Source organism: Cupriavidus gilardii, assembly GCF_017598945.1.
In the GTDB taxonomy this organism is placed as follows: Bacteria; Pseudomonadota; Gammaproteobacteria; order Burkholderiales; family Burkholderiaceae; genus Cupriavidus; species Cupriavidus gilardii_E.
This window is the reverse complement of the sequence record NZ_JAGFTW010000012.1, coordinates 40,280-51,809: the sequence shown is the minus strand read 5'-3', so window position 1 is coordinate 51,809 and position 11,530 is coordinate 40,280. Positions and strand designations below refer to the sequence as shown.

Genomic DNA, 11,530 nt, shown 5'->3' with positions numbered 1-11,530 from the left:
GCCGCCATTATGAGGGCCTCGCGCCGGCGCCGCATCCCGCAAAGCAAAAAGCCCGCGGAGGCGGGCTTGTCGGGGGAAAGCGAAACACCAACTTGCTCCCTCTCCCGCAAGCGGGAGAGGGAGTAACGCCAACCTCAGATTTCTTCGTACAGCGGCAGCGTCAGGAATTCGGCGAACGATTCCGACGTCGACATCTGTTCGAAGATCTCCGCGGCGCGGTCGTAGGTCCTGGTGTCGCCACCGACCACTTCCTTGACCTTGGCCAGTTCTTCCGGAATCAGCGCGCGCACCATCTCGGCGGTCACCTTGCGGCCGTCTTCCAGCACGCCCTTGGGCGAGCGGATCCACTGCCAGACCTGCGAACGAGAGATCTCGGCGGTGGCGGCGTCTTCCATCAGGTTGTGGATCGGCACGCAGCCGTTGCCGGCCAGCCAGGCGCCCAGGTAATGGATGCCCACGTTGATGTTCATGCGCAGGCCGCCTTCGGTGATCGGCGTTTCCGGCTGGAAGTTCAGCAGGTCGGCGCCGGTCACGTTGACGTCCGGGCGCTGCTTCTCGAACTGGTTCGGCTTGTCGCCCAGCACCGCGACGAATTCCTTCATCGCCGGCTCGACCAGGCCCGGGTGGGCCACCCAGCCGCCATCATAGCCGTCGGTGGCATCGCGGCGCTTGTCGCCGATGATGCCCTGCATCGCGATCTCGTTCTTCTCCGGATCGTTCTTGATCGGGATCAGCGCGCTCATGCCGCCGATCGCGGGCGCGCCGCGCTTGTGGCAGGTCTTGAGCAGCAGCAGCGCGTAGGCGCGCATGAACGGCGCGGTCATCGTGACCTTGGCGCGGTCGGCCAGGCAGAAGTTCTTGTCGGTCTTGAACTTCTTGATGCACGAGAAGATGTAGTCCCAGCGGCCGGCGTTCAGGCCCGCGCTGTGCTCGCGCAGTTCGTACAGGATCTCTTCCATCTCGAAGGCGGCCAGGATCGTCTCGATCAGCACGGTCGCCTTGATGGTGCCCTGCGGCAGGCCGATCTCGTTCTGCGCCATCACGAAGATGTCGTTCCACAGGCGCGCCTCGAGATGGCTTTCCATCTTCGGCAGATAGAAGAACGGGCCGGCGCCGCGCGCGATCTGTTCCTTGGCGTTGTGGAACAGGAACAGCGCGAAGTCCCAGATGCCGCCCGACACGCGCTGGCCGTCGATGGTCACGTGCTTCTCGTCCAGATGCCAGCCGCGCGGACGCACCTGCAGCGTGGCGATCTTGTCGTTCAGCTTGTAGACCTTGCCCTTGGCCTCGAGCGTCAGCGTGCGGCGCACGGCGGCCTTCAGGTTGACCTGGCCCTGCAGCTGGTTATGCCAGTTCGGGGTGTTCGAGTCCTCGAAGTCGGTCATGTAGCTGTCCGCGCCCGAGTTGAACGCGTTGATGACCATCTTCGCTTCGACCGGGCCGGTGATTTCGACGCGGCGGCATTCCAGCGCCTTCGGGATCGGCGCGATCTTCCAGTCGCCCTCGCGGATCGACCTGGTCTCCGGCAGGAAATCGGGGCGCTCGCCCGCGTCCAGGCGCCTGGCGCGCTCGACGCGCGCGGCCAGCAGCTGCTGGCGGCGCGGTTCGAAGGCGCGGTGCAGCTTGTCCACCAGGGCCAGCGCTTCCGGCGTGAGGATGTCTTCGTAGGCCGGCAGGATTTCGCCGGTGATCTTCATGCCCGCAGGCAACGTGATGGCCATCAATGCTCTCCTGTAATCGATGGGGGTTGTGCCATGCCTGCCCTCTCATCCGTGCGCCACGGCGATGCCGCGTGCGCGCACGAAATCGAGCAGGTCGTTCATGTCGTGCCCGGTCCCGCTCGGCTCGGCGTCGAGCCGCTCCGCCGGCTGGCCGGCACGATTGATCCAGAACGTGGTGTAGCCGAACCAGGTCGCGCCGCATGCGTCCCAGCCGTTGGACGAGACGAACAGCATCTCGCGAGCCGGCACGCCGAAGGCCGCGGGTCCGAGCGCGTAGGCGGCCGGCGCGGTCTTGTACTGGCGCACCGCGTCGACCGACAGCACATGGTCGAACAGACCCTGCATGCCCGCGCTCTTGACCGAGATGTCGAGCATCTCCGGATTGCCATTGGACAGGATGCCCAGCGGCAGACCGGCCGCGCGCAGCCGGCGCAGCGCCCCCAGGTTCTCCGGGAAGGCCGACAGGCACGCGTATTCCTTCAGCAACTGCGCCTCGGCGGCCGTATCGAGCCGCAGATCCAGCCGCTGCGCCGCATAGCGCAGTGCGTCGACGGTGATCGCCCAGAACGGCTTGTACCAGGCGCCGTCCGGCGCGGCCATGGTGCGGATCCGCGTGTAGTCGATCTGGCGGTCGCGCCACAGCAGCGCCAGCGCCTCGCCCTTGCCGGGAAACAGCTGCTCCGCGCGCGCCGTGACGGAATACACGTCGAACAGCGTGCCATAGGCATCGAAGACGACGGCGCGGATCGGGTTCATGGAAGGCAAGGATCGGAACGTCTGTGACCGGGGTTGCGGGCCGCGGCCGAGGGCCGGCGTACCACGAATTCCGAGCATTGTAGGCAGGCGCTGCAGCGCGGCATAGCCGACCCGGGTCACTTGATCTTTTACTTTTGCCCTACTAATCTTGGCGAACCGTCGGAAGATCCGAAACCAATATCGGCTCCGGCCCTTCCATCCGCTGGCCGCCACGTATCGCCAAGATCGCTTTGCGTCGGTCCAGCCGCAAAACGTCGGAGACACGTGGATCATTTCAAGCAACTGGCGACCTTCGTCTCGGTCGCCTCGCGCGGCAGCCTGTCCGCGGCCGCCACCGCCGAGGGCGTCGCGCCGGCCATCATCGGCCGCCGCATCGATGCGCTCGAGGAACGGCTGGGCGTCAAGCTGCTGGTGCGCACCACCCGCAAGATCACGCTGACCTTCGAGGGTTCGGCCTTCCTGGAGGACTGCCAGCGCATCCTGAACGATCTGCAGAACGCCGAGGCCAGCGTGTCGGCGGGCGGCGTCAAGGCCAGCGGCCATCTGCGCGTGACGGCGCCGGCCGGCTTCGGCCGCAAGCATGTGGCGCCGGTGGTGCCGCTGTTCATCGAATCGCATCCGGACGTGACCATCACGCTGGACCTGTCGGACCGCGTGGTCGATCTGGTCAACGAGGGCTTCGATTGCGCGATTCGGCTGGGCGATCTGCCCGATTCGAGCCTGGTATCGATCCGGCTGGCCGAGAACCGCCGCGTGGTGGTGGCGGCGCCCTCGTATCTGGCGCGACGCGGCACGCCGCAAACGCCGGAAGAACTGGCCGCGCACAACTGCCTGGCCTTCGGCGCCAGCGCGAACGTGCAGCGCGGCTGGGTGTTCCAGCAGGACGGGCGCCCGGTCACGGTCAAGGTCGGCGGCAACATGGAATGCACCGACGGCGCGGTGCTGCACGCGTGGTGCCTGCAGGGGCATGGGCTCGCGTGGCGCTCGTGGTGGGAGGTCGGCCACGAGATCGCGACCGGGCGCCTGGTCACGGTGCTCGACGAATTCCAGGCGCCGCCGATCGGCATCCACGCGGTGTTTCCGCAACGCAAGCATCTGCCGCTGCGGGTGCGGCTGTTCATCGATCATCTGAAGAACACCTACGGCAACCCGGCCTATTGGCGCCGCGGCGAGCAGGCGCCGTTGCCGGCGTCGGACGAACCGGTCGGTGCCTGAACGTGCACCGGCGCTCGGGCAAGGGTTCGCCCGCGATGCATTAGCCGCCACACTGGCTACAATGAAATCAGCGCGGGCCCGGTCTGTGCGCCCGCTTCCGGTGCCCTCGGGCATGCCTTTGGACGCATCGCAAGGAGAATGGCCATGTTCAAGCACATCCTGCTCCCCACTGACGGTTCGGAGCTGTCCAAGAAAGCGATCGACGGCGGCATCGAACTGGCCAGGGCGATCGGCGCCCGGGTCACGGCCTATGTCTGTCTCGAGGAATATCCGTACACGCCGTTCAGCGAAATCGTGGTCGAGGCCCCGCAGGCCTTCAAGGACCGCATCGAGGCGCAGGCGCGCATCTATCTGAAGGAGGTCGAGACCGCCGCCACCGCGGCCGGTGTGCCTTGCGACACCGATATGTCGACCTTCGCGGTGCCCTATCTGGGCATCATCGACGCCGCCGAACGGCATGGCTGCGACGTGATCTTCATGGCCTCGCACGGCCGCCGGGGCCTGTCGGGCCTGCTGCTCGGCAGCGAGACACAGAAGGTGCTGACGCATACCGATATTCCGGTGATTGTTTACCGGTGAGGTAGCACCCGCCTTCAGTGGCCGCTCGCGAATTGGATGCTCCCTCTCCCCCTCATGGGGGAGAGGGTTGGGGAGAGGGGATGGTTCAGCGGACCACCGCGGCATCCTGAATGCCCCTTCCCTCTCCCCCAACCCCTCTCCCGCACGCGGGAGAGGGGAGCCCAACACCGGCACGTTCGCCGGATCAAGCCACCTTCTTGTCGAAGAACTGCTCGTCCTCGGTCGAGCCCTTCAGCGCGGTGGTCGACGACTGGCCGCCTTCGATGGTCTGCGTGACCGCGTCGAAGTAGCCGGTGCCGACTTCGCGCTGGTGCTTGACCGCGGTGAAGCCCTTCTCGGCCGCCTTGAACTCGGCTTCCTGCAGCTCGACGAATGCGCTCATCTGGTTGCGCGCATAGCCGTAGGCCAGGTTGAACATCGAGTAGTTCAGCGAGTGGAAGCCGGCCAGCGTGATGAACTGGAACTTGTAGCCCATCGCGCCCAGTTCCTTCTGGAACTTGGCGATGGTGGCGTCGTCCAGGTTCTTCTTCCAGTTGAACGACGGCGAGCAGTTGTAGGCCAGCAGCTTGCCCGGGTACTTGGCGTGCACCGCCTCGGCGAACTTCTTGGCGAACTCCAGATCCGGCTTGCCGGTTTCGCACCAGACCAGATCGGCGACTTCGGCATACGCCAGCGCGCGGGCGATCGACTGCTCGATGCCGGGCCTGGTGCGGTAGAAGCCTTCGACGGTGCGCTCGCCGGTGCAGAACGGCTTGTCGCGGTCATCGATGTCCGAGGTCAGCAGATCGGCCGCTTCCGCATCGGTACGGGCGATCACCAGCGTCGGCACGCCCATCACGTCGGCCGCCAGGCGCGCGGCGGTCAGCTTGGCGACGGCCTCGCGGGTCGGCACCAGCACCTTGCCGCCCATGTGGCCGCACTTCTTGACCGAGGCCAGCTGATCTTCGAAGTGCACGCCGGCGGCGCCCGCTTCGATCATCGCCTTCATCAGCTCGAAGGCGTTGAGCACGCCGCCGAAGCCCGCTTCCGCGTCCGCCACGATCGGCGCGAAGAAATCGACGTCGCCCTTGCCCTCGCTCCACTGGATCTGGTCGGCGCGCTGGAAGGTGTTGTTGATGCGCTTGACCACCTGCGGCACCGAGTTGGCCGGATACAGCGACTGGTCCGGATACATCTCGCCGGCCAGGTTGGCGTCGCCGGCGACCTGCCAGCCCGACAGATAGATCGCCTTCAGGCCCGCCTTGACCTGCTGCATCGCCTGGTTGCCGGTCAGCGCGCCCAGCGTGTTGACGAACGGCTCGGTATTGAGCAGATGCCACAGCTTCTCGGCACCGCGGCGGGCCAGCGTGTGCTCGATCTGGACCGAGCCGCGCAGGCGCACCACGTCCTCGGCGGTGTAGTGGCGCTGGATACCCTTCCAGCGCGGGTTGGTCTCCCAGTCTTGCTTGAGCTTTTGGGCTTCGATTTCGCGGGACATGTCACTCTCCTGTTGATTGGGGTTCGGCAAATCTTTGCGACGCGACCGGATGGGAGCCGGTCTGCCGACCTGCGCGCCCGGTGCCGGATTCTCCGTTCCGGCGGCGCCGCAAGTCATATGTCTTATATAAGAGTGTAGGGAAGCGTCCCGCGACGCAACAAGGTGGAATGCGGTCCGCGCCGCAGATTTTTTATCCTTATCTTTCAGTAACTTAAAGAAAGTATTTCACGATACGGCAAGACCTTTCCCATCATGAGAAACGACCGTTGTGCCGCGCACCCATGTATTTTTGCGCATCAAAACGTCTTTCCGCATCGTGAAATTGTGTGCAAGGACTGTCGCGCGGTTCAGGCGGCCTTGCCCAGTTCGACATCGGACACCAGCACGCCGTCCTCGTCGACGTAGATCCAGTTGCCCGGCCGCACCACCGCACCCGGCATCTGCAATGCGACGTCGCGCTGCCCGCTGTTGCGCTTCTCGCTCTTGCGCGGATGCACGCCGAGCGCGCGGATGCCGATGTCGCAATCGTTGAGCTCGACCGTGTCGCGCACATAGCCGTTGAGCACGATGCCGGCCCAGCCGTTCTTCTGGCCCAGCTGGCCGAGATTGCCGCCGACCAGCGCGCAGCGCGCGGAGCCGCCCGCGTCGACCACCAGCACCCTGCCCTGCCCGGGCGACTCCAGCGCCTCGCGCACCAGCGAGTTGTCCTCGAACACCTTCAGCGTCATGGCGGGGCCGGCAAAGCGCGCGCGCTTGCCGAATGCCTGCCAGCCCGGCGTCAGCACCCGCAGCGAGCCGTCGGCCAGCCGTGCCTCGTGATCGTCGCAAAGGTCGGTGGTGGCGAAATCCATGGCAAATCACTCCTCGATAAGCAGGGGAAACAAGGGGAAAAAGGCGAAGGCGAACCCGACGCAACGCGGGCCCGCTGCGTCCGATGGTGCGGCGCAGCCGAAGCATCATAGAGGAAAACGACGGCCCGAAGACCCCGGGAAACCGGCGCGCTGCGCGGCCCCGGCCTTACATCTGCTTGAACAGATAGGCGTATTGCCGCGCCACCGCCAGCGTCTCCGGCCGGTTGCGCAGCTTCAGCGTCAGCCGCCCCAGCGACTGGTTGACCGCGGCGGCGACGCAATCGATGTTGACCACGGTGCCGCGATGGATCTGCCAGAAGCGGTCGGGATCGAGCTGCTGGGTCAGCTCGCGCAGGCTGGTGCGGATCAGCGCCTCGCCGCTGTTCGACACCACGTTGACGTACTTGTCGGTGGCCTCGAGGTAGATCACCTCGTCGACGGGAATGATCCGCACCTCCTGGCCGACCAGCGCCTTGATGAAGCGCAGATACGGCCCGCCGGTGCGCGCGATGGTGTCGCGGTCGAGCGCCTCCAGCCGGTTCAGCAATTGCTCCAGGCGCTCGCCCTCCGGCGTGCTCGCCGGCGCGGTGCCGTCCATCGCCTGCGGCGGCATCGCCAGCCGCGTCTTCAGCCGGGTCACCGTGGCTTCGAGCCGCTCGCGCTGGATCGGCTTGAGCACGTAGTCGACGGCCGCGCTCTCGAAGGCCTCGAGCGCGAACTGGTCGTAGGCGGTAACGAACACCACCAGCGGCGCCCCAGGCTTGCCCAGCAGTTCGCGCGCGACCTCCATGCCGGTGATGCCGGGCATCCGGATATCGAGAAAGGCGACGCGCGGCGCGTGCTGGCGCACGGCTTCGAGCGCCGACACCCCGTCATGGACCGTCGCGACGATCTGCGCCTCTGGCCACAGGCTGGACAATTCGGCATGCAATACGCGGGCCAGCAGCGGTTCGTCGTCGGCAATCAGCAGGGTCGGCGTCATCGTGAAGTCGGTGGCAGTCGATCGTGGTTCATCGGCGGTGGCCCAGGGGGATCGGCGACCGCCGGCGGTAACGGAGGGCGGCCGGCGGCGGCGACAGCAGCCGTCGTGCCCTGCGATATCGGTATCAGGACCGCGCGGCGGCCGAGGCAGCCGGCACGGGCCGCACCGGCACCGCCGGCGCGGCCCCGGCCTGCGCCGTCCCGCAGGTGGCAGCCGGCGCGGACGCGCCCTGCTGGGCCGGCTTGCGCGTGACCGGCACGGTCAGCCGCACCACCACGCCGCTCGGCACGTTTTCCTCGATCTGCATCGCCGCCGCGGCGCCGAAGATCCGCGCCAGCCGTTCGCGCACATGGGTCAGCCCCAGGCCCGAGCCCTTGACCGGGGCCTGCGCGAAACCGACGCCGGTATCGGCGATCGACACCTGCACGGCGCTCTCGCCTTGCGCGCGCGCCGACACGGTGATGCGCCCGCCAGCCATGCACGGCTCGATGCCGTGCGTGACGGCGTTCTCGACCAGCGGCTGGATCAGCATCGGCGGAATCTCGACCTCGGCCAGATCGTCCGGCAGATCGAACTGATAGGACAGGCGCTGGCCGAAGCGCAGCCCCTGGATATCGAGGTAGCTGCGCAGCAGCGCGAACTCCTGCTGCAGCGTGCATTGCTCCGCGCGGGTATGGGCCAGCGAGCGCCGCAGAAAGCCGATCAGCCCCTGCAGCAGCTTGCGCGCGGCGCGCGGATCGGTGGCGATCAGGCCGTCCAGGTGAGCCAGCGAGTTGAACAGGAAGTGGGGTTCGATCTGCGCCTGCAGCGCCATCAGCTGCGCGCGCACCAGCTGCTTCTCGGCCTCCTCGCGCTGCAGCGCATCGAGGGCGGCCTGACGCTGCAGGAAGGCCAGGCGCTCGCGCGACCAGTAGAAGTAAATCATGCTGGTCGCCGCCAGCATTCCGACCACCAGGCACATGCGCAGCATGTCGTTGGCCTCTTCCATCGACTTGGGCGGCAGGTCCAGCACCATCCGCGTCGCCCAGCTGCCGAACAGCACGCCCAGCGGCACCGCGGCGATCGCCAGCAGGATGAAGGGCCAGCCGGCCGGGCGCTCGTTGCGCCAGATCACCACGCGCGGGATATCGATCAGCGCCCAGATCGACAGGCCGATCAGCTCGCTATAGACGAAGTTCTTCAGGAAGGTGCCGCCGGTCTGGAAGCCCCAGGTCAGGCTGACCGCAATCACGGCGTTCATGATCAGCACGAACACCAGATCCCGCCCCAGCAGCGTCAGGCGGGAAGGAATGGCGTGGGTGAAACAGCGGTGCGTCGATCTCATGTCGCCTCCGTCCGTCCACCGCCACCTCGGCAATGCGGGTGTGGGGAGGGACTGTTGCCTCATTCTAGCCGCCACCCGCCGACGTTCCATGCGGCGGTGCGGCCCCCACCGCGGCACTCGCCATCTCGGAGGCGGATCGCACGCGGCACGGGATGACCGGCGATGCGGTGCAGCATGGCGCGCGGCCGCTGCATCGGTTCGCATCCCGTGTCCGTGCGCGTACTGTAACCCGGGTAACGAGTCGAATGAAACCCGGATGCGACGAATGGGCGAGCGGCGGCGCGAAGCGGCCGCTGCCGGGCCCGAACCGGAGGCGACAGGATCGGCGTATGACAAGACGCAGCTAAGATGCATCGCGGCAAACGCGAGCGCCGCGCAAAGCCGGCATTGCGGCGGCGCCGCGACGCTCCGGTGCATCCATCCGCGTTGGCGTTCTCCCCCTCTCCCGCTTGCGGGAGAGGGCCCGGGGAAGAGGGCAGCAGCCGCGCCGGCGACGCCTACGCGGCCTCGGCCGTCAGCGCGCCGACGCTGCCGCTCTCCGACAACGCACTGCTGACCGCCTGCTCCGACAGATGCGGCGCGAACAGCTGGATGAAGGCATGCGCGTAGCCGCGCAGATAGGCGCCGCGGCGCACCGCCACGCTGGTGGTATTCGGTGCGAACAGATGGTCGGCCGAGATCCGCACCAGGCCGCTGTCCTTGCGCGCGTCGTAGGCCATCGAGGCGATGATGCCGACGCCGAGATCGAGCTCGGCATAGGTCTTGATCACGTCGGCGTCGAGCGCGGTCAGCACGATCTCCGGCTGCAGGCCGGCCTGCGCGAACGCGCTGTCGATCTTGCGCCGGCCGGTGAAGCCCGCGTCGTAGGTGATGATCGGAAAGCCGGCCAGATCCTCCAGCGTCGGCTCGGGCAGGCGCGTCAGCGGATGGTCGGGCGCGACCACCAGCACGTGGCGCCAGGTATAGGCGTCGAACGCGGTCAGCGACGGCTCGCTGGCCAGCGCCTCGGTGGCGATGCCGATATCGGCCTGCCCCGACAGCAGCAGCTCGACGATATGGTTGGGCGAAGCCTCCTGCAGCGCCAGCGTGACGTGCGGATAGGCGCGCCGGAATTCGGTCACCACCTTCGGCAACGCGTAGCGTGCCTGCGTATGCGTGGTGGCCACCGTCAGCCGGCCGGTATGGCGGCCGGCGAATTCGTCGCCGGCCTGGCGCAGGTTCTCCGCCTCGAGCAACAGGCGCTCGACGATGCGGACGATCTCGCGGCCCGGCGCGGTCAGCCCGGTCAGCCGCTTGCCGTAGCGCTCGAAGATCTCGACGCCGAGCTCTTCCTCGAGCTCGCGGATCTGGCGCGACACGCCCGGTTGCGAGGTGTACAGCGCGTTGGCGACCTCGGTCAGATTGAACTGGCGGCGCACCGCCTCGCGGATCGATCGCAGTTGCTGGAAATTCATCGCGCCGCTCCTGCCTGCGCCACCTTGCCGGCCGCAGCCTGTGCGCCGGCGAACACGCGCATCCGGCGCGGCCGCGCCGCCAGCAGCTCGCCCTCGCGATAACCGTCGCGCTGGAAGCGCTCGAGCGGCAGCACCACCTCGATCAGCTCGCGGTTGTCCTCGCGCTCCAGTTCGAGTTGCGCGACCGGACCGAGCGCCAGCGCGCGCCGCAGCGTCGCGACGATGCCGTCCGCGCCGGGCGCATAACGCTCGAGCTCGACATCGTGCGGGCGCACGTAGCCGACCGCCTCCGCGCCTTCCGCCTCGTCGAACGACGCCAGCCCGTCCTCGCCGGCGCCGGCAGACACATCGGACAGCGACAGCAGCGTCGCGCCGGTCCGCAGCGCCCCGCCGTCGGCGCCGCGCTCGAGCCGCCCGTGGATGCGATTGACGTGACCGAGGAATCCGAACACGAACGGCGTGGCCGGATGTTCGTAGACCGCCTGCGGCGAGCCCACCTGTTCGACGCGGCCGCGCTGCATCAGTACCACGCGATCGGCGACTTCCAGCGCCTCCTCCTGGTCGTGCGTGACGAACACGCTGGTCACATGCAGTTCGTCATGCAGGCGCCGCAGCCAGCGGCGCAATTCCTTGCGAACCTTGGCATCGAGCGCGCCGAACGGTTCGTCGAGCAGCAGCACGCGCGGCTCGACCGCCAGCGCGCGGGCCAGCGCGATGCGCTGGCGCTGGCCGCCCGACAGCTGCGGCGGATAGCGCTCGGCCAGCCAGTCCAGCTGCACCAGTTCCAGCAGCGCCCGCACCCGCTCGCGGATCTGCGCCTCGCTGGGCCGCTCGCCGCGCGGCTTGACCCGCAGGCCGAAGGCGACGTTCTCGAACACCGTCATATGGCGGAACAGCGCGTAGTGCTGGAACACGAAGCCGACCTGGCGTTGCCGCACCGGCTGGCCGGTCGCATCCTGGCCTTCCAGCAGCACCTGGCCGCGGTCGGCGCGTTCCAGCCCGGCGATCACGCGCAACAGCGTGGTCTTGCCGCAGCCGGACGGCCCCAGCAGCGCCGTCAGTTCGCCCTCGGCGAAATCGAGCGTGACGTCGTCCAGCGCGACGAAGTCGCCGAACTGTTTGTGCAGATGCCTGACCTGAATGCTCATGATGTCCATCCCAAGCTGTCTTC

At 67.5% G+C, this 11,530-nt stretch carries 10 protein-coding genes; 2 read left to right on the top strand and 8 right to left on the bottom strand.

The features are described from left to right. Positions 1–134: 134 nt before the first annotated feature. The gene (aceB, locus tag J5T34_RS06330) at positions 135–1,721 is read right to left on the bottom strand and encodes a malate synthase A (protein ID WP_208579107.1); all 1,587 of its coding nucleotides are present in this window, start codon (positions 1,719–1,721) and stop codon (positions 135–137) included. Between the two features lie 45 nt (positions 1,722–1,766). Then, positions 1,767–2,477 (bottom strand): haloacid dehalogenase type II, encoded by a 711-nt coding sequence (locus tag J5T34_RS06325; RefSeq protein WP_208579106.1) that lies wholly within the window; start codon positions 2,475–2,477, stop codon positions 1,767–1,769. Positions 2,478–2,741: 264 nt separating this feature from the next. Here J5T34_RS06325 and J5T34_RS06320 point away from each other — a divergent pair, with 264 nt between their 5' ends. Further along, positions 2,742–3,692 carry a LysR family transcriptional regulator gene (locus tag J5T34_RS06320; RefSeq protein WP_174107324.1) on the top strand — a complete coding sequence of 317 codons (951 nt, stop codon included), beginning with the start codon at positions 2,742–2,744 and terminating at the stop codon, positions 3,690–3,692. A 144-nt stretch (positions 3,693–3,836) separates the two neighbouring features. Beyond that, positions 3,837–4,271, top strand: coding sequence for a universal stress protein (locus J5T34_RS06315; RefSeq protein WP_149319063.1), 435 nt, complete (start codon positions 3,837–3,839; stop codon positions 4,269–4,271). A 184-nt stretch (positions 4,272–4,455) separates the two neighbouring features. Here J5T34_RS06315 and aceA read toward each other — a convergent pair whose 3' ends face one another. From aceA to J5T34_RS06285, 6 genes are all read right to left on the bottom strand, one after another. Then, positions 4,456–5,748, bottom strand: a complete 1,293-nt coding sequence (aceA, locus tag J5T34_RS06310) for an isocitrate lyase (RefSeq protein WP_208579105.1) — start codon at positions 5,746–5,748, stop codon at positions 4,456–4,458. Between the two features lie 347 nt (positions 5,749–6,095). Further along, positions 6,096–6,599, bottom strand: a complete 504-nt coding sequence (rraA, locus tag J5T34_RS06305) for a ribonuclease E activity regulator RraA (RefSeq protein ID WP_208579104.1) — start codon at positions 6,597–6,599, stop codon at positions 6,096–6,098. A 166-nt stretch (positions 6,600–6,765) separates the two neighbouring features. Continuing rightward, the gene (locus J5T34_RS06300) at positions 6,766–7,581 is read right to left on the bottom strand and encodes a LytR/AlgR family response regulator transcription factor (protein ID WP_208579103.1); all 816 of its coding nucleotides are present in this window, start codon (positions 7,579–7,581) and stop codon (positions 6,766–6,768) included. Positions 7,582–7,705: 124 nt separating this feature from the next. Then, complete coding sequence (locus J5T34_RS06295) at positions 7,706–8,905, bottom strand: sensor histidine kinase (protein WP_208579102.1); 1,200 nt, start codon at positions 8,903–8,905, stop codon at positions 7,706–7,708. Between the two features lie 497 nt (positions 8,906–9,402). Further along, positions 9,403–10,359 (bottom strand): CysB family HTH-type transcriptional regulator, encoded by a 957-nt coding sequence (locus tag J5T34_RS06290; RefSeq protein WP_174107329.1) that lies wholly within the window; start codon positions 10,357–10,359, stop codon positions 9,403–9,405. Next, a complete protein-coding gene (locus J5T34_RS06285; protein ID WP_208579101.1) occupies positions 10,356–11,507 on the bottom strand; it encodes a sulfate/molybdate ABC transporter ATP-binding protein in 1,152 nt (383 codons plus the stop codon). The genes J5T34_RS06290 and J5T34_RS06285 overlap by 4 nt, the downstream gene beginning before the upstream one ends. Between the last annotated feature and the right edge of the window lie 23 nt (positions 11,508–11,530).